Origin of the sequence: Urechidicola vernalis (assembly GCF_031846385.1) — a bacterium.
Lineage (GTDB): Bacteria > Bacteroidota > Bacteroidia > Flavobacteriales > Flavobacteriaceae > Urechidicola > Urechidicola vernalis.
Genome location: NZ_JAVRHV010000002.1, coordinates 268280 through 287984, shown reverse-complemented (window position 1 = coordinate 287984; position 19705 = coordinate 268280). Strand labels below are relative to the sequence as shown.

Below are 19705 nucleotides of genomic sequence, written 5' to 3'. Positions count from 1 at the left end.
TTTATTGCTAATTATAAAACGAAACATATGAAGGGACCCCTTTTTTACGCAAAAATTTTATTGTTTGGAGAATATGGAATTATCAAAGATTCTAAAGGATTGGCGATTCCATATAATTCTTATCAAGGTGCATTAAAATCTTCTGAAGAATTAAGTGAAAAGGCTTTAGAGTCGAACAAAAACTTGTTAAAGTTCCATTCGTATTTGTCAAATTTAGATTCGGAGTTGGTTCAGTTTAGATTGGATGAATTTAAATCAGACGTTGATGCCGGTATGTATTTCGATTCTAGTATTCCACAGGGATATGGGGTAGGAAGTTCTGGGGCATTGGTAGCAGCTATTTACGATAAGTATGTAGATGATAAGATTACAGTTTTAGAAAGCCTTACTAGAGAGAAATTATTGAAATTGAAATCAATTTTTTCTTTGATGGAATCTTTTTTTCATGGAAAGAGTTCTGGTTTAGACCCATTAAACTCCTATTTAAGTTTGCCAATTTTAATCAATTCAAAAGATAACTTAGAAGCAACTGGTATTCCTTCTCAAAAAGAAGGAAAGGGAGCCGTGTTTTTATTAGACTCTGAAATGATTGGTGAAACAGCGCCAATGATTAACATCTTTATGAATAAGATGAAGAATGAAGGGTTCCGTAAAATGATTAATGAAGACTTTGCAAATTATACCGATGCATGTATTGAGGACTTTTTACATGGAAATGTAAAGTCATTATTTGGTAATGTGAAGCAATTATCTAAAGTGGTATTATCGAACTTTAAACCGATGATACCAAAAGCATTCCATTCGCTGTGGCAGCAAGGGATAGACACAAATGCTTATTTTTTAAAGTTATGTGGCTCTGGAGGTGGAGGATATATTCTTGGGTTTACTGAAGATTACGTCCACGCTAAGGAATTGCTAAAAAAATACAAGTTAGAATTGGTTTACAGATTTTAAATTTAATTCATAATTCAACACTTCAAAAAGAATTATGAGTACTTCTAATAATAATCAGACTTATTTATTTAAACTATTAAGTTTATTTTCTGTAGTGAGAGGGTATAATATCCTCACTTTAGTTGCAGCACAATATTTAGCGGCACTTTTCATTTTTTCTCCTCAAAAGTCAGTTAAGAATGTATTATTGGATGCCAATTTATTTTTGGTAGTGTTGGCAACTGTTTGTGTTGTAGCATCAGGATATATCATTAATAATTTCTATGATAAAGAAACAGATCAAATCAATAGGCCGGTTAAATCTAGAATCGATAGTTATGTAAGTCAGCAAACTAAACTGACAATCTACTTTTCATTAAATTTTGTTGGAGTTCTGTTTGCCTTTTTTGTTTCCTGGAAAGCGGCATTGTTCTTTTCTGTGTATATATTTCTTATCTGGTTTTATTCACATAAGTTAAAACGATATCCAATGGTGGGGCTGTTTTCTGTGACGACACTTACTATTTTGCCATTCTTTGCAGTATTTGTTTATTTTAAGAATTTCTCAGAAATCATTTTTATTCATGCTTTTTTCTTATTTGCTTTATTGCTAATTCGTGAACTAGTAAAAAACATGGAAAACATGCAAGGTGATATTTTGGTTAATTATCACACTGTTCCAATTAAGTATGGAATTTCATTGACTAAAAAGTTTATAACCATTATTAGTATTGCTATGATCGTTCCAATGTATATTTTATGGCAATACCCAGAAATTGGATGGATGAAAATATACTTTATAACTTCGTTATTTGGCATGCCACTGTTCTTATTTTTGCTATGGAAGTCAGATACAAAGAGTAGGTATAGATTATTACACAATTTAATTAAATTACTCATTTTTGCAGGGATATTCAGTTTAGTACTAATAGACGTAAATCTTATAATTGATAAGATTTTGAATAATTAAATGATTTAAAGTCATATCTTTGCAAAAATTTAAAATTATGGCCAGAGAAAAATCGTCGCGAGGACGACATGCTAAAAAAAGTACTCCTCAAAAATCGGGTGTTAAAAAGATGAAAACGAAAAATTTTCGTCCCAACCCTCAGAATATCAAAACGTTTAAAAGAAAACCGAATGCAATGCCTAAAAAGGAAAATGTTGCAGATGGAATTCGTTTGAATAAATATATTGCCAACGCTGGAATTTGTTCTCGTAGAGAAGCGGATGTATTTATTGCCGCTGGTAATGCAACTGTAAACGGTAAAATCGTTACAGAAATGGGTTATAAGGTGCAAGAAAATGACACTGTTCATTTTGATGGGCAGTTATTATCAATTGAAGAAAAGCGCTATATACTGTTAAATAAGCCAAAGAATTATATCACTACCATGGATGATGATCGCGGTCGTAGAACAGTTATGGATATTATAGACAATGCTACCAAAGAACGTATTTATCCGGTAGGTCGTTTGGATAGAAATACAACGGGTTTGTTGTTGTTTACCAACGATGGTGAAATGGCTAAAAAGTTGACGCATCCAAAGCACGATGTAAAAAAGTTGTATCATGCTACGTTAGATAAGAAGTTAGATTTAAGAGATTTGCAAAAAATTAGCCAGAACTTTATGCTAGAAGGGAAGATGGTCTTTGTTGATGCAATTTCTTATATAGACGGACAGCCAAAAACAGAAGTTGGAATCGAAATTCATTCTGGTAGAAATAGAATTGTACGTAAGATTTTTGATCATTTTGGATATACAGTTACCAAATTAGATCGTGTGATTTTTGCAGGATTGACAAAAAAGAATTTACCGAGAGGTCATTATAGACCTTTGACAAATCAAGAAGTGATTAATTTAAATATGATTTAATCATTTCGGATAAAATAAAATTGGGAATGGCAATCTAAAAAGGTTGCCATTTTTTATTGTCATTCTGAACGAAGTGAAGAATCTTTATGCTATGAGATTCTTCGTATTCACTCCGAATGACAAGATTATTCAATTGGTATGTCCACACAATCAATGGTTTCATTACTGATAGTCAATGAAGCGTCCGAAGGGGAGATGTAAGGGATGCCTAATCCCAATCCCCTAGTAATAAAAAGTAGCCCAATAACCACAACAAATATGGGTACCGCTTTTTGAATTTTAGCACGTACGTTTAAAGATAAAAAGTTGCCTAAATAAACGGCCATAGTCATTAAAGGAATAGTTCCTAAACCGAACAAAGCCATATAGAATGCGCCATCTAAAGACGTGCCCCCGGCCATAGCACCTACCAAGGCCATGTATACCATTCCACATGGAAGAAAACCGTTTAATATGCCAATTGAGAAAAGTGCTTTATTCGATTTTCTTTTCAGTAATTTTCCTAAACCTGATTTAACCTTTCCAACTGCAGAGTACAAAGGTTTAGAGAAATTATATTTATTGAAAATTCTAACCGGTATCAAAATCATCATAATCATTAAAACGCCAATTAAAATTGAAATACGCTGCTGAAATCCTGCCAGATATAGGCCTTTACCAATCCAGCCAAAAATAAATCCAATAAAAGAATAGGTGAGGAGCCTGCCGATATGATAGAGGCCAATTTGAACTAATTTTTTGGCACTATTAGAGCGATCAATAGGTAAAACAAAGGCAATAGGGCCACACATACCTGCACAGTGAAAACTACCTAATAATCCTAATATGAACGCCGAGTACAACAACTAAAATTGAATTGATTTTTTATATAAATAAGGAGTCCCTTCAGAACTAAATTCAATTTTCAAGTTCCAATTACCTTCCACCAAGTTGCTCTTTGACAATAGAAGTTTATTATTATTTAATTGAATTGCTGTTTCAAAATCCAGCGCTTTATTAGAAGGCCTTGCCATTATAACAACTCCTGAAATATTATCATTAGTAAATTGAGATGGAAACTGTATTTCAATACCGTCTGAATTTTTTTGAACTATGAAAGCCTCCTCTAAGTTCTTAACATTGTTTTGCTTGTCAATTTCGTCTTGAAATTTTAATTCATCCTTATAATATTCTTCAGATACCAAATCGTGTTTGTTATTTGGATTGTGTGACTTAATCACAAAGAATAAAATAAAGCTTATAAATAGTGCGAAGGCAATTACAATACTAGTTCCCCAATTTATTTTCATGTGTTTATATGGCTTAATTTTTTGTCATTCTGTCCCGATAGTTATCGGGATTGTCGAAGAATCTATTGGTTAGCACTTCGACAGGCTCAGTTTGACAGTTATTTGTCATTCCCGTGCAAACGGGAATCTAGTTTGTTTTATCTATAACTTCTCGGTCCAAGAAAGTTTGTAGTTGTTGTTTCTATTAATTTACCATCGGCATAAACTCCAATTCTGAGCTTTTCCTTAGATTCTTCTAAATCTTTTTTATTAATCTCGATGAACAAGGTTCCACTAGTCAGTTCTTGTCTTTTTAATTTGAAACCTTCATTCCCAATTAGTTTAATTTCTCCTTCATGTGAAATGAGTTCAAACGTAATATTTTCTACATCCTTTGAAGTTTTGTTAACCAATTTATAAGTGAATACATTACTAATGATATTGTTCTCTTTTGTTTCGAATAATTGCCCAGGTAATCTTAAAACAGTTGCTTCAATATCACTTCTTAAAAATAACATTCCAATGAGCATTCCAGTAAGAATAATAAGAACACTTGTATATCCTTTCATTCTTGCTGTAAATTCGAATTTCCACCCTTTTTCAATGTTTTCTTCAGACGCATATCGAATCAGACCTCTGGGTTTGTCAATGCTGTCCATTATGTGGTCACATTCATCAATACAAGCGGTGCAATTTACACATTCTAATTGCGTACCATTTCTAATATCAATTCCAGTAGGACAAACATGGACGCATTGCATACAATCTATACAATCGCCTTTACCAGCAGCATCTCTATCTTCATTTTTTTTGAATTTTGCACGCCCTTTTTCTCCTTCTCCGCGTTTGTGATCGTAAGCGACATTAATCGATTTATTGTCTAATAAAACACCTTGTAAACGACCATAAGGGCAAACAATTATACAAACTTGCTCTCTAAACCAAGCGAACACAAAATAGAAAACTCCGGTAAAAATTAATAAAGAAATTAAACCACTAACATGATTGCTTGGGCTGTCGGTAATAATAGCAATCAATTCATCAGACCCTATTATATAAGCCAAAAATATATTGGCAATTATAAAAGAGATGATAAAAAAAATAGACCATTTTAAAAGCTTCTTTCTAATTTTGTCTGCATTCCAATCTTGTTTTGCTAAACGTCTTTGTGCACCTCTATCTCCTTCGATTGCATATTCAATTCTTCTAAAAATCATTTCTAGAAAAATAGTTTGCGGACAAATCCACCCACAAAATAGTCGGCCAAAAATAACTGTAAAAAGGGTAATGAATACCACTCCTATGAGCATGGAAATTACAAAAAGATAAAAATCTTGAGGCCAAAATGGAATAGAGAAAATATTAAATTTTCGTTCGATTACATTTATTAAAATAAATTGGTTGCCATTAATTTTAATAAAGGGAGCTGAAAAAAGCATCCCCAATAAAATATAACTTAACTGCTTTCGATATTTGTAATAACGACCTTTTGGCTTTTTAGGATACACCCATTGGCGTTTCCCATCCTTTTTCATGGTTCCTATGGAGTCTCTAAAAGATTCATCTTCGTAATTTGACATGGTTTATTCTTTTTCAATAAAGATAAAAAGTTGTCTAAAACAATTTTATTCTTTTGTGTCATTCTGAATGAAATGAAGATTCTCAAATTTAAAATTATGAGATATTTCGGCTTCGCTCAATATGACAGAGAACACTTATTCTAGACAACTTATAATTTATAGGATCTTCTACCTTTATAGGTACATCTTAGTCTTCACTCCATACATCACCTTCAGGTGCTTTTCCTGCAGCAGGCGTTGTACCTTGAAATGATAAAACATAACTAGATACTTGTGCAATTTGTTCTGGGCTTAACATAGATTTCCAGGCAATCATACCTTTACCATCTCTTCCACCTTCACTAACTGTTGTAAATACGTTTTTAATACCACCACCTAAAATCCAATTATCATCAGTAAAGTTAGGTCCAATACTACCACCACCATCTGCTAAGTGACAAACCATACAGTTGGCTTCGTAGATAGATTTGCCAGCATCTAGATCAGATTGTTCTGTCATAACTTCTACTGTAGAAGCATCAATTAAGCCTTTAGCGTTCTTTTTGTACTCTGCAATATCAGCTTCAGCTTGCGCCATTTCTTTATTAAATTCTGCAGTTTGGTCATCACCATCAAACATGTGATAATATCCTATATAAACAAACGCGAATACAATGGTTGCATAGAATCCGTACAACCACCATGGCGGTAAATCGTTATCTAACTCTCTAATACCATCATAAGCATGATCCATTAAAATATCTTGCTCTTCTTCAATCGGTTTTGTAGCCGTTAATTTTTGCATTAGATTTTTATACCAATTTGCTTGTGCTGTAGTTTCTAGTGCTTTTTCCTCATCAGATAATTTATCGAATCTCACCTGTCTTAAGTTTTTTCGAACTTTACTATTGATAAGTATTACAATTAATAAAATGACTAGTCCAAAAACCAATTCTGGTTCTTTTACAAAATCAAGTGCTGCTTTTGTTCCGATAAAGTACCAAAGCACACCAAAAATGATGATGGCAAATACGGTTGTTTTTAAATATCCTTTCATGATTTTTGATTGTTATTAGTTGATGGTTCAAAAGGGATGTTACTTACTTTGTCTATATACGGTTTCTTGGCTGTGCTTACCCAATAGAATAGAACAACAAAGAAAATAAAGAATATTAACAAGGATATAATCGGATAAATAGCGACTCCGTCGATACCTTCCATATGATGTTTTATGAACTTTAACATGACCTTTATTATTTAGTATCGTTAACTTTAATATCTGTTCCAAGACGTTGCAAGTATGCAATCATTGCTACAATTTCACGTTTTTCTAATGGTACAAAATCGGTGCCCAATGCCTCTTCTTCAGCGTCGAATGAACTTTTAATGGAAGGATCTCCATATAAGTTTTCCTTAATTTGATTTGCTTGCGCAGCCATATCAGATTCAGCATTAGCAATCTCTTCTTCAGTATATGGAACTCCAAGGTTTACCATAACTTCCATCTTCGTTTGGGTTTCTGAAGTATCTAATTCGTCATGAATAATCCATTGGTACGCTGGCATTATTGATCCAGGTGACGTTGATGAGGGTTCATACATATGATTAAAATGCCAAGCATCATTATACTTTGCGCCTACACGATGTAAATCTGGCCCCGTTCTTTTTGACCCCCATAAGAATGGATGATCATATACAAACTCACCTGCTTTAGAATACTCACCATAACGCTCTACTTCCGATCTAAACGGACGAACCATTTGAGAGTGACACCCTACACAACCTTCACGGATGTATAAATCACGTCCTTCTAATTCTAACGGTGTATATGGTTTTACACTACTAATTGTAGGAATATTCGATTTCACTAAAATAGTTGGTAAAATTTGGAATGCTCCACCAATCAAGATGGTAATCGTAGCCAAGATTGTTAATTTAACAGGCTTACGCTCTAATACTCTGTGCCAGTCTTCACCAGCCAAACGACCTCTAACAATTCTTTTCAATGCAGGAGCCTCAGCCAATTCGTCTTCAACAGCACTTCCGCCTTTAACAGTTTTAAAGATGTTGTATACCAAAATAAACATACCGAAGATATACATTGAACCTCCAATTGCTCGCATCCAATACATCGGTATAATTTGCGTTACTGTATCTAAGAAATTACCGTAAACCAATCCACCTAGTGGAGTAAACTGATTCCACATAGAAGCTTGCATAAACCCTGCTACATACATTGGTAAAGCATATAAGATAATACCTAAAGTTCCAAGCCAAAAATGTGTATTGGCTAATTTTATAGAGTGTAAGCTTGTTTTAAACATTTTAGGAACCAACCAGTAAATCATACCAAAGGTTAAGAATCCATTCCATGCCAATGCGCCAACGTGTACGTGGGCAATAATCCAATCGGTAAAGTGAGCAATAGCGTTAAAAGATTTTAACGATAACATTGGTCCTTCAAAAGTAGCCATACCATAACCAGTAATTGCTACGACCATAAACTTTAATACCGGGCTTGTTCTTACTTTATCCCAAGCACCTCTTAAGGTTAAAAGTCCGTTAATCATACCACCCCAAGATGGAGCAATTAACATAATTGAGAATACAACTCCTAAGTTTTGCGCCCAATCGGGTAATGCTGTGTATAATAAGTGATGTGGTCCTGCCCAGATATATAAGAATATCAATGACCAGAAGTGAATGATCGATAACCTGTACGAATATACCGGCCTATTTGCGGCTTTCGGTACAAAATAATACATCAATCCAAGGAATGGTGTAGTTAAGAAGAATGCTACCGCATTGTGTCCATACCACCATTGCACCAAGGCATCTTGCACGCCTGCGTAAACAGAATAACTTTTTAACATATTTACAGGCCATTCAAAACTATTGAATATGTGAAGTACTGCTACCGTTACAAAAGTTGCTAAGTAGAACCAAATGGCCACATATAAGTGACGTTCTCTACGTTTTAAAACAGTTCCAATTAAATTTACACCAAATGCAACCCAAACTAGTGCAATTGCAATATCTATAGGCCATTCTAATTCTGCATATTCTTTACTTGTAGTAAAACCTAAAGGAAGTGTAATGGCTGCAGCAACTATAATTAACTGCCAACCCCAAAAATTGAATTTACTTAAAAAGTCACTGTACATTCGTGCTTTAAGCAATCGTTGCGAAGAATAGTAAATTCCTGCAAAAAGTGCGTTTCCAACAAAGGCAAATATTACGGCATTGGTATGCAACGGACGTAAACGACCGAAACTTAACCAAGAAATACCATCGGTAATACCTGGGAATAAAAACATGAGTGCCAAGAGTAATCCAACAGCCATACCAACAATTCCCCATAGAATGGTGGCATAGATGAAGTTTTTTACAATCTTGTTGTCATAATAAAATTGTTGTGCTTCCATAAAAATTATGAATTAGGTTTAGTTTTAGAAATGGATTGTTTTTTTGAGCTAATTTTTGTTTCGTCTTCGAAAAGCATTCGAACAGATGGAGTATAAGAGTCGTCGAACTGACCGCTTTTTACCGATTTTATAAATATAAAAAAGAATAAAAGTGCCAGTGCTAAACTGATAGAAATTAAAATATAAATTACACTCATTTAGTTAAACATCTTAAGACAAGCAAAACTAAAATTTGGTCTTTTTAAAAAGTATGATAATTATCATACTTTTTAAATTAAACAACCGAATTTTTAAGTTGTTGATTATAAGTAGGAAAGTTAATCAATATTTGTTAAAATAAAAAAATAATTGCGCTACGCCTTTAGTTTTTGACCTATATAATTGGTGCAAATAGTCACAAACGTTACAATACTTATTGAACTTAAAGGCATTAGAATTGCCGCTATTATTGGTGATAACTGTCCGGTTACGGCAAAATACAATCCGATGATGTTGTATACGAATGAAAAAATAAAACTGAATTTAATTACTGTAATAGATTGTTTTGCCAATTTTAAAAACAAAGGAATTTTTTCAAATACCGATGCATCAATAATACCATCGCAAGCAGGAGAAAACACATTTATATTTTCTGAAATTGCGATACCTACATTACTTTGAGCCAATGCACCAGCATCATTCAATCCATCTCCCAACATAAGCACTTTATCCTTATTTTCTTGAAGGTTTTTAATGTGATCTAATTTATCTTCTGGTTTCTGGTTAAAGTGCAGTTCAGTTTTATTAGAAAGTAAGGTTGAGAGCGTCTCTTTTTCACCATCGTTATCTCCTGAAAGTATGGAGAGTTTAAATGATTGCTGCAACTTATTAAATAATTCTTTTGTTCCTTTTCTGTAATTGTTTTTAAATATAAATTTTCCTCTATAGTTCCCATCTATTTCAATGTGGATAGCGGTTTCATTAAGCATTGTATTTGCTTTATTTACCAATGAAGCCGATCCTAACTTATAAAGATGTTCGTTTATGATTCCTTCAATTCCTTTTCCTATAATTTCATTGAATTCGAAAGAAGTTGTAATTGGTTCTTGAGGTAGAAAATCATACAGCATTCTGCTTAAGGGATGGTTAGAATTCCTTAATAAGCTCTTGATGTTGATGAACTCTTCAGTTGTTAATTCATCGCCTTCAAAATTAATAGTGTGCTTATCGGTACTTGTAATAGTTCCTGTTTTGTCAAATATTAAATGGTTGATATCTGCTAAGTTTTCGATAACTGTTGCATTTTTTAAATAAAATTTATGACGTCCAAAAATTCGGAGCATATTCCCTAAAGTAAATGGAGCCGATAGCGCTAAAGCACATGGACAAGCTATAATAAGAACTGCTGTGATTACATTAATTGCTTTATATGATTCTATGGTGAACCAATAGGCTCCTGAAATGGCTGCTATTAGTAAAACTGCGATGGTAAAGTTTTTACTAATTTTATCCGTAATGCCTTTAAAGTGTTCGTTCTTTTTCTTGTTGAATACGTCGTTACTCCATAATTGTGTAAGATAACTTTGTGATACCGTTTTAAAAGCTTCAATTTCTATAACGCCATTTAACTGCTTACCCCCAGCGTAAATTTTGTCCCCTGATTCTTTTGCAACTGGGGTAGATTCGCCTGTAACAAAACTATAATCTATAGATGCATTTCCTTTTATTATGATTCCATCAATTGGGATTAGTTCTTGAGACCGAATTAGTAATCTATCGCCTTTTTCAATATCTATAATTTGAACAACTTCTTCAATTTTATTTTTAACTCTTGTTACTGCAATTGGGAAATAAGATTTGTAATCACGCTCAAATGATAAGAAATTATAAGTTCGTTGTTGGAAAAACTTTCCTAAAAGCAAGAAGAACACCAATCCATTCATGCTATCGAAATAGCCTTGGCCTAAATCGAAAATAATTTCAATAGTACTTCTTATAAATAATACGGAGATTCCTAATGATATTGGAACATCAATATTAAGTAATCCTTTTCTTAAGCCTTTAAATGCAGAAACGAAATAATCGCGGCCTGCATAAAAAACAACAGGAACTGAAAAAGCAAAAATCAACCATCGGAAAAAAGTTTTGTATTGATTTAACCAAAACTCATCAACTTCGAAATATTCTGGAAATGCCATTAACATAGAATTACCAAAGGCAAATCCAGCCACGGCAATTTTATACAATAATTCTCGATGTAGTTTTTTATCAGTATTACTTTCAATACTTTCCAAACTGATGTACGGGTCGTATCCGATGGATCCAAGCAATTCAGCAATCCCTTTTAAATCAGTCTCGGATTTTTTATAGATAATTCGGGCAGTTTTCTTAGGGAAATTTACTGTGGATGAACTAACCGCAGGGAGCAGTCGATTCAGGTTTTCTAAAATCCAAATACAGGAGCTACAATGAATATAAGGGATGTGTAGCGTGACAATGGCCAATTCATCATCTTGAAATTCTAATAGTTTTTCTACAATAGATTCGTTGGTTAAATAATCGTATTTGCCTTGAATAGCTTCTGGTATTTTTCCTGGAGTTTTTTCAATAGAATAGTAATCTGTTAATTCACTTTCATTAAAAATTTCAAACACGGTTTTACAGCCGTTACAGCAAAAGTTCTTATCGGCAAATGCGATTGTAACTTTATTTGTATGCTCAATGCCACAATGAAAACATGAGTGTTTGTTCATTCAATAAAAATTTGCCAAAGATTGTAAAATTTCAAAAATTAAAAGTATGACAATTATCACATTTTTAAAGTATATTTGTTCCATAATTATTCACCCATGGCCAACTGTCAACAATGTATTACAAGGCAATTCAACGCACTGCAGAAACTATCTAAAAGTCAGCTTAAAACAATTTCTGACACCAAAACTCAAACTGTTTTTGAAAAGGGAGATGTTGTATTTGAAGAAGGTGCTAATCTAAACGGAATTTACTGTGTGAGTGCTGGAAGTTGTAAGTTGTCAAAGTTAAGTAGCAATGGAAAAGATCAGATTGTTCGTTTTGTTCGTGAAGGAGAGTTGTTGGGATACCGTTCTGTAATTGGTGAAGAACCGGCAGGATTAACGGTTACAGCATTGGAAGAAATGCAAGCCTGTTTTATATCTAAAGAAGAGGTTTTCGAAATGCTGAAAACCAACCCTAATTTTTCTCTAGATATATTTAAAACTGCGTGTCATGATTTACAAATGGCAAATACAGCACTGACCAATATGGCTCAAAAGTCAGTTCGAGAGCGATTGGCAAATACTTTATTGTTTTTAAAGAAAATCTTCGGTCTGGACGTAGATGATAATATCAATGTTCAATTGTCTAGAGAAGAAATTGCCAATGTAATCGGTACAGCCACTGAATCTGCAATTCGATTATTATCTGAATTCAAAAAAGAAGAATTGATTGTTCTTAAAGGAAAAAAAATCAAAATTCTCGATTACAAAGGCTTAGAGAGAATTGGTTTAGGATTTTAAGGCACTCTCCATCTTAGCCACAATTTCATTTAAACATAAGTTACCAATACTTCCTTCGTGTGTATGATTCACTTTTTTCTCAGGATTGAAGTTTCCGTCACCTATGTTTTTACCCACAATTTTATAGGCATCTCTAAACGGTGTTCCGTTTTGCACCAATTTGTTTACTTCTTCTACACTAAATAAATACAGGTATTTATCATTGCTTAATATGTCATCATTCACTTGAATCTGTTCCATTGAAAATGTAATCATTTCCAAGCAAGATTTTAAGGTTTGGATTGCGGGTACAATACCTTCTTTCAATAATTGTAAATCTCTGTGATATCCGCTTGGGAGGTTGTTGGAAATTAAAGTCAATTCGTAAGGTAAGGCTTGTAATTTGTTGCACTTACCTCTGATCAATTCAAAAACATCCGGATTCTTTTTGTGAGGCATAATACTAGAGCCTGTTGTCAATTCGTCAGGAAAGGAAACAAAATTAAAATTCTGACTCATATACAAGCAAATATCCATGCTCATTTTAGACAAGGTTGCACTCAAACTACTCATTGCAAATGAAACCGACTTTTCTAATTTTCCCCGCCCCATTTGTGCAGCAACCGAATTGTATTTTAACGTTTCAAAACCCATCAGTTCAGTTGTCATGGTTCTATCAATTGGGAAAGAACTTCCGTAACCAGCAGCAGAACCTAATGGATTTTGATTGGTTACTTTTTCGGCAGCGTTTAAAAAGTAAATGTCATCTATCAAACTTTCTGCATAGGCAGAAAACCACATCCCGAAAGACGAAGGCATTGCAACTTGCAAGTGTGTATATCCAGGTAATAATACCTCTTTGTATTTCTCTGATAATGAAATTAACAAATCAAAAAACGCTTTGGTAAGTGCTTTTATTTCTGCTAATTCATCTCTTAAATACAAATGCATATCAACTAAAACTTGGTCGTTTCTAGACCGTGCAGAGTGAATTTTTTTTCCTGTGTCACCCAACTTTTCAGTAAGTAAATGCTCAACTTTAGAATGTACATCTTCAAATGAATCTTCAATAGTAAAAGTACCATCTTTAATGGATAGCATAATATTATCTAATTCCGTTTGTAGGGCGTTATTCTCAACAGAAGTTAACAACCCAATTTTGGCCAACATTTCTGCATGAGCCTTGTTTCCGATAATATCATATTTTGCAATGATAAGATCTAAATCACGGTCGTTACCAACTGTAAAGATGTCTATTTTTTTATCTGTACTAAAGCCTTTGTCCCAAAGTTTCATATTATAATATTTTGCTTAATAATTCAATATAAATTTTAATCCCTTCTTCAATTTCATGCACATAAATAAACTCATCAGCACTATGTGATCGAGTTGAGTCGCCCGGCCCTAATTTTAAAGATTGACAACTTAGTGCTGCCTGATCTGATAGAGTAGGAGACCCATAAGTTTCACGGCCCATTTCAATACCAGCTTGAACAATTGGATGCACTTTATCTATGGCTGATGAATTCAATCGCAAAGATCGTGGTTTTAATTCACACGGAGCCAACTCTTTTAAGATGTCATAGACTTCTTGGTTGGAGTATTTGTCGTTTACACGGACATCAATAACCAAATGGGTTTCTGCTGGCACTACATTGTGTTGTTTTCCGGCATTTATTTGTGTCACCGTTAATTTTACTTCACCTAAAACTTCAGAAACCTTTTCAAATTTAAAATCTTTGAACCATTCCAAGGTTTTTATAGTATTATAAATAGAATTGTTATCGTTAGGATGTGCGGCGTGACTCGGAGTTCCTTTCACAACAGCATCAAAAACAACCAAACCTTTTTCAGCAATTGCTAAATTCATCAAAGTTGGCTCGCCAACAATTGCAAATTCAATTTCTGGAAGTAATTTCAGAGTACTATTCAACCCATTTGCTCCTGAGTTTTCTTCTTCAGCTGATGCTACAACTACAATATTGTAGTTTAAATTTTCTTGGCTGTAATAATAGTTGAACGTAGCGATAAGCGATACCAAACAGCCTCCTGCATCGTTACTTCCTAATCCAAAAAGTTTACCGTCTTCAATATGTGCATCAAACGGATCTTTGGTATAGGCAGCGTTTGGTTTTACAGTGTCGTGGTGAGAGTTTAAAAGCAAAGTTGGTTTGCTTTTATCAAAATGTTTATTATAAGTAATGATGTTATTTCCGCTTCGTTCAAACGGTATGTTATTCGTGTTAAACCAAGATTCAATTAACAGCGCAGTACCTTCTTCTTCTTTTGAAAAAGACTGCGATTGAATTAAATTTTTGAGTAATTCAATGGCTTCTGTAGTAAGATTTTCTATCATAATACCAAGGTTGTATGTAATTGATTTTGATTTTTTAGTATGGTTGGATTGGCAATTTTTACTTCAGATACGCCTCTTTGCAAAGCATTAAAACAATTCAGCATTTTCGGCAGCATTCCATCTGCAATGATACCTTCTTCTTTTAATTGCTCGTAATACTTTGAGTTGATGTGCTCAATAACCGAATTATCGTCTTCAATGGTTCTTAAAACACCATTCTTTTCGAACGTATAAATTAAAGATGTGTCATAGTCTTTTGACATTGCAATTGCCACTTCTGACACTATAGTATCGGCGTTTGTATTTAGTAATTGACCCTTTTTGTCGTGTGAAATCGCACAAAATACAGGAGTCATGTCATTTTGTAGAAACACATCAATAGCCTTATGATTCACAGCGTCTATGTCTCCCGCAAAACCATAATCAATATCTTTTACCATTCGCTTATGAGCCTGTATTGTATTTACATCGGCACCTGAAAGACCGAGTGCATTACAGTTGTTTTGATGCAATTCTGCTACGATAGTTTTGTTTAGTAGACCAGCATAGACCATGGTTACAATTTCTAAATTGGCCTCATCAGTGATACGTCTACCATTGACCATTTTTGGCTCTAGTCCAATAGAATTCGCTAATTCGGTAGCACGTTTACCGCCTCCGTGAACTAGGATTTTTTTTCCATCTAACTGGGCGAAATCTTTAATAAATGCTGATAAGGTGTTTTTATCATTAATAATGTTACCACCAATTTTTACAATATGTAGTTTTTGTTTACCCAAGATTCTCTAAAATTTTCTTTAATACAATTTGCGCTGAATACGTTCTATTATTTGCTTGTTCAATAACCAATGAGTTTTCAGAATCAATCACTTCATCTGCAACGACCACATTTCTTCTCACCGGCAAACAGTGCATAAATTTTGCATTGTTGGTTTTTGCCATTTTATCGGCTGTTATTGTCCAATTCTTTTCTTGTGGAATTACTTGACCATAATTTTGATATGAACTCCAGTTTTTTACATAGATATAATCAGCATCTTTAAATGCTTTTTCTTGATCGTATTCTACTTTGGCATCTTTTACAATTTCAGGATTTAAATCATATCCCTCTGGATGCGTTATTATAAAATCTGCATCTTGTAAGTGCATCATATCTATAAATGAATTTGCAACTGCATGTGGCAATGCCTTTGGGTGTGGCGCCCAAGACAAAACTACTTTTGGTTTATGCCTTGCAGCATTTTCTTTCATAGTAATTGCATCAGCTAGTGCTTGCAAGGGATGCCCACAAGAACTTTCTAAATTCACAACTGGAATTCCTGACAATTCTTTGAAACTATTTATGACAATTTCTGCCTCATCTTTTTCTTTATCGGTTAAAGAAGCAAATGCCCTTATGGCTACAATATCGCAATATTGCGCAACAACTTTTGCCGCTTCTTTTATATGTTCCGATTTGTTCTGATTCATTATAACTCCATCTTCATATTCTAACTGCCAGCCTTCACTACCAAAGTTCATAACAATGGTATTTAAACCTAAGTTTTGTGCCGCTTTTTGAGTGCTTAATCTTGTACGTAAACTATTGTTAAAGAATAATAAACAAATGGTTTTTCCTTTACCTAAGGATTCAAATTTTAACTCGTTTTTTTTGAGTCCGATTGCTTCTTGAACTGTAGTTTCAAGGTTTTCTAAATCGTTTATGTGTGCGTAATGTTTCATACTTATGCTGTTGTTATTTTTGTGAAGTTCACGTCGTCATTTACCGAATTTTTAATGAACTCGTCTTTCATTCCGTTTACGATCCATGTGTCAATCCCAGCGTTTTGTGCAATGGTAGCTGCTTCAATTTTAGTTGCCATACCTCCAGTTCCATGTTTTGAAACTGAACCAAATATTTCTTGCCCTAGTTGAGCAACATCTGTAATAGATGTAATCGTTTCCATTTCGTTATTTTGGATAGATGCTTTGGTATAAATTCCGTCAGTATTCGTTGCAATTAATAAGATGTCTGCTTTTACCAATTCTGCAGTAAGTGCCGCTAGTTTATCGTTGTCTCCGAACTTAATTTCGTCTGTTGCAACGGTATCATTTTCGTTAATAATTGGAATGTAATTATTTTCAACTAATACATTAATAGTGTTCACAATATTTGTTTTAGCTTGCTCTTTTTCAAAGTCAGAATAAGACAAAAGACATTGCGATGTTAATAACCCTAATTCTCTAAAGTTTTCTTGATAAATTCGCATTAAGTGTGGCTGGCCTATAGAGGCTAAGGCTTGTTTTACTGTGACTTCTTTTCCTTCTAATTGTACAAATTGTTTTGCAGCAGCGATAGCCCCAGAACTTACAATAATAAATTCATAAGTGTTATTTAAGGCTGCAATTTGACGTGCAATATCCTCAATCTTTCCTCGTGAAATATGATCGGTGCCCTTTGTCAAAACATTTGAGCCAATTTTTAGAACGATTCTTTTTCTATCTAATTTGCCCATTGCCTTTAATGTACCATTTGTTGGTTACTAAATGATGAAGTCCCATTGGGCCTCTATGGTGTAATTTATCTGTGCTAATTGCCAATTCTCCACCCAATCCAAATTGACCTCCATCCGTAAATCTACTGGATGCGTTTTGATAAACTGCTGCCGAATCTACTGCGGCCATAAAACCATTTGCTTCGCTATCATTTTTCGTTACAATAACGGCGGAATGCCCTCCGCTATATTTATTTATTTTTTCAATGGCTTGTTGTGTATTAATCACTTGTCCAATTACAACTTTATAATCTAAAAATTCTTCAAACCAAATATCATCAGAGTCAATTTGATTGATATGGTCATTACTTGATAATTTATCATCACCTAATATTTCAACATCACTTTCTTTCAATTTCGAAATCAATGAATTGATAAACTTATCTTTATTCGGTAATTCTGCATGTATCAGTACTTTGTCTACAGCATTACATGCCGAAATTTTTGCCGTTTTTCCGTTGTTGATTAAACTTAATGCCAATTCTAAATCGGCCTCTTTATCTACAAATACAAAGTTGTTTCCACGACCACTTACTATTACAGGGCATTGTGCATTTTTCTTAACAAAGGCGATTAATTTCTCTCCACCCCTTGGAACTATTAAATCTAATTTTTGAGTTGGCTTTTCTAAAAAAGCCTGAGTTTCTGTTCTGTTATAGTTTAGGTATTCCACCCAATTTTTAGAAATATTATGTTGTTCCAAGGCCTGATGCCAAAGTGAAACAATGGCGAGGTTAGAATTTATAGATTCTTTTCCTCCTTTTAATAGTATTTTGTTACCAGACTTGAATGCGATTCCAGCGGCCTCTACAGTAACATCGGGTCTAGATTCATAGATAATCATAACAGTACCAAAAGGTGCCGTTTTATTTACGATATTCATTCCGTTATGATGCGTGAATTTGTACAGTTCTTTATTAATTGGGTCGCTATCCGCTACCAATTGTTCTAAAGAAAGAATCATACCATCAACCTTGGCGTCATTCACAATGAGTCGGTCATGCATGGAAATATCATTCCCTTTATAACTTTCTAGATCTATTGAATTAGCATCTATAATTACTTGTTTGTTTAAAGCAATTAAATGAGCCATGGAATGCAATACCGCATCTTTTTGTTGTCCGGTTAATGGAATCATAATTCTTGCTTTAAAGCCTTTATAAATTGATCTATTTGGTCCGTAGTAACCGTAAGAGGTGGTAGGATTCTCAGTAAATTTTTATTCATTGCACCTCCAGTAAATATGTGATGGTTGTAAATCAACTTTTTTCGTAGTTCTCCTACTTCAAAATCAAATTCAATACCCGTCATCAACCCTTTTCCTTTGATGTTTTTAACTTGTGGAATTATTTTTATTTGTTCTTGAAAATAAGTTGAAACGGCACTCGCATTAACCATTAACTTTTCTTTTTCTATAATGACTAATACTGAAATGGCTGCAGCACAGGCTAAATGATTTCCGCCAAATGTGGTTCCCAGTAAGCCAAAACTTGCTTCAAATTTTTGAGAAATTAAAACTCCGCCAATTGGGAAGCCATTCCCCATTCCTTTTGCCGTTGTAATAATATCTGGATGTATTCCATGATATTGAAATGCAAAGAATTTACCTGTTCTACCATATCCAGATTGTATTTCATCTAAAATTAAAACAACACCATATTTTTTGCATACCATTTCTAAATCTTGAAAGAATTCAGGAGTTCCTTCATCCAATCCACCTACTCCTTGGATTCCTTCAATTATAACAGCGCAAACATCTCCTTTTTTTAATTCGTTTTCTACCAATTCAATATTGTTTAGAGGTAAAAATGTGGCGACTTGCTGTTTGTTAATTGGGGCATTAATTTTTTTATTGTCTGTTACCGCAACTGCTGCTGAAGTTCTACCGTGAAATGAGTTTTTAAAAGATACAACTCTTGATTTTCCTGTATGGAAAGAAGCAACTTTTAAAGCGTTTTCGTTGGCTTCGGCACCTGAGTTACATAGAAATAATTCATAGTCTTCGCAATTAGAAATTTCACCTAATTTTTTAGCGAGTTCTTTTTGAAGTGGGTTTTGAATTGCATTAGAATAAAAACCAATATTGTTTAATTGTTCCGTAACTTTTGATACGTAATCTGGATGTGAATGACCAACAGAAATAACCCCATGACCACCATATAGATCTAAATATTCTGTTCCGTTTTCGTCCCAAACGTTGCAGTTTAAGGCTTTTACAGGAGTTACATCATAAAGAGGATATACATTGAATAGGTTCAT

Annotated in this window: 19 protein-coding genes; 4 read left to right on the top strand and 15 right to left on the bottom strand. The window is 33.8% G+C overall.

The features are described from left to right. Window positions 1–27 precede the first annotated feature (27 nt). Genes RM519_RS06545 through RM519_RS06535 form a run of 3 tightly spaced genes read left to right on the top strand, consistent with a single transcriptional unit; the run spans window position 28 to window position 2810 of the window. A complete protein-coding gene (locus RM519_RS06545) occupies window positions 28–954 on the top strand; it encodes a mevalonate kinase family protein (RefSeq protein ID WP_311592853.1) in 927 nt (308 codons plus the stop codon). A gap of 34 nt (window positions 955–988) precedes the next feature. Next, window positions 989–1903, top strand: a complete 915-nt coding sequence (locus RM519_RS06540; RefSeq protein WP_311592852.1) for a geranylgeranylglycerol-phosphate geranylgeranyltransferase — start codon at window positions 989–991, stop codon at window positions 1901–1903. A 37-nt stretch (window positions 1904–1940) separates the two neighbouring features. Beyond that, on the top strand, window positions 1941–2810 hold the full coding sequence (locus RM519_RS06535; protein ID WP_311592850.1) for a pseudouridine synthase: 870 nt from the start codon (window positions 1941–1943) through the stop codon (window positions 2808–2810). 125 nt (window positions 2811–2935) lie between these two features. Here RM519_RS06535 and RM519_RS06530 read toward each other — a convergent pair whose 3' ends face one another. The 8 genes from RM519_RS06530 to RM519_RS06495 form a co-directional block, all read right to left on the bottom strand. After that, a complete protein-coding gene (locus RM519_RS06530; RefSeq protein ID WP_311592849.1) occupies window positions 2936–3655 on the bottom strand; it encodes a sulfite exporter TauE/SafE family protein in 720 nt (239 codons plus the stop codon). Continuing rightward, window positions 3656–4099, bottom strand: coding sequence for a FixH family protein (locus RM519_RS06525; protein ID WP_311592848.1), 444 nt, complete (start codon window positions 4097–4099; stop codon window positions 3656–3658). A 137-nt stretch (window positions 4100–4236) separates the two neighbouring features. Further along, a complete protein-coding gene (gene ccoG / locus RM519_RS06520) occupies window positions 4237–5658 on the bottom strand; it encodes a cytochrome c oxidase accessory protein CcoG (protein ID WP_311592846.1) in 1422 nt (473 codons plus the stop codon). Between the two features lie 187 nt (window positions 5659–5845). Further along, window positions 5846–6694, bottom strand: a complete 849-nt coding sequence (locus RM519_RS06515) for a cbb3-type cytochrome c oxidase N-terminal domain-containing protein (protein WP_311592845.1) — start codon at window positions 6692–6694, stop codon at window positions 5846–5848. Next, window positions 6691–6882, bottom strand: coding sequence for a CcoQ/FixQ family Cbb3-type cytochrome c oxidase assembly chaperone (locus tag RM519_RS06510; RefSeq protein ID WP_311592844.1), 192 nt, complete (start codon window positions 6880–6882; stop codon window positions 6691–6693). The genes RM519_RS06515 and RM519_RS06510 overlap by 4 nt, the downstream gene beginning before the upstream one ends. A gap of 8 nt (window positions 6883–6890) precedes the next feature. After that, on the bottom strand, window positions 6891–9062 hold the full coding sequence (gene ccoN, locus RM519_RS06505; RefSeq protein ID WP_311592843.1) for a cytochrome-c oxidase, cbb3-type subunit I: 2172 nt from the start codon (window positions 9060–9062) through the stop codon (window positions 6891–6893). Between the two features lie 5 nt (window positions 9063–9067). Further along, window positions 9068–9259: a cbb3-type cytochrome oxidase assembly protein CcoS gene (gene ccoS, locus RM519_RS06500; RefSeq protein WP_311592842.1), complete on the bottom strand. Its 192-nt coding sequence runs from the start codon at window positions 9257–9259 to the stop codon at window positions 9068–9070. A 156-nt stretch (window positions 9260–9415) separates the two neighbouring features. After that, the gene (locus RM519_RS06495) at window positions 9416–11794 is read right to left on the bottom strand and encodes a heavy metal translocating P-type ATPase (protein ID WP_311592841.1); all 2379 of its coding nucleotides are present in this window, start codon (window positions 11792–11794) and stop codon (window positions 9416–9418) included. A gap of 96 nt (window positions 11795–11890) precedes the next feature. On the opposite strand from RM519_RS06495, the gene RM519_RS06490 reads away from it, so the two are divergent. Next, window positions 11891–12577 (top strand): Crp/Fnr family transcriptional regulator, encoded by a 687-nt coding sequence (locus RM519_RS06490; protein WP_311592840.1) that lies wholly within the window; start codon window positions 11891–11893, stop codon window positions 12575–12577. Here the strand turns inward: RM519_RS06490 and argH are convergent. From argH to RM519_RS06455, 7 genes are read right to left on the bottom strand one after another with little or no spacing between them, the layout of a single operon-like run. Then, window positions 12566–13852: an argininosuccinate lyase gene (argH, locus tag RM519_RS06485; RefSeq protein ID WP_311592839.1), complete on the bottom strand. Its 1287-nt coding sequence runs from the start codon at window positions 13850–13852 to the stop codon at window positions 12566–12568. The genes RM519_RS06490 and argH overlap by 12 nt on opposite strands. A 1-nt stretch (window position 13853) precedes the next feature. After that, entirely contained in the window at window positions 13854–14912 is a 1059-nt protein-coding gene (locus RM519_RS06480; protein ID WP_311592838.1) for a M20 family metallo-hydrolase, read from the bottom strand. Next, window positions 14909–15691, bottom strand: a complete 783-nt coding sequence (gene argB / locus RM519_RS06475) for an acetylglutamate kinase (RefSeq protein WP_311592837.1) — start codon at window positions 15689–15691, stop codon at window positions 14909–14911. The genes RM519_RS06480 and argB overlap by 4 nt, the downstream gene beginning before the upstream one ends. Beyond that, window positions 15684–16634 carry an N-acetylornithine carbamoyltransferase gene (locus RM519_RS06470; protein WP_311592835.1) on the bottom strand — a complete coding sequence of 317 codons (951 nt, stop codon included), beginning with the start codon at window positions 16632–16634 and terminating at the stop codon, window positions 15684–15686. Before RM519_RS06470 ends, argB begins: the two co-directional genes overlap by 8 nt. Before the next feature lie 2 nt (window positions 16635–16636). Then, window positions 16637–17407: a glutamate 5-kinase gene (gene proB, locus RM519_RS06465; RefSeq protein ID WP_311592834.1), complete on the bottom strand. Its 771-nt coding sequence runs from the start codon at window positions 17405–17407 to the stop codon at window positions 16637–16639. After that, a complete protein-coding gene (locus RM519_RS06460) occupies window positions 17391–18584 on the bottom strand; it encodes a glutamate-5-semialdehyde dehydrogenase (protein WP_311592833.1) in 1194 nt (397 codons plus the stop codon). Before RM519_RS06460 ends, proB begins: the two co-directional genes overlap by 17 nt. Continuing rightward, entirely contained in the window at window positions 18581–19705 is a 1125-nt protein-coding gene (locus RM519_RS06455) for an aspartate aminotransferase family protein (RefSeq protein ID WP_311592832.1), read from the bottom strand. Before RM519_RS06455 ends, RM519_RS06460 begins: the two co-directional genes overlap by 4 nt.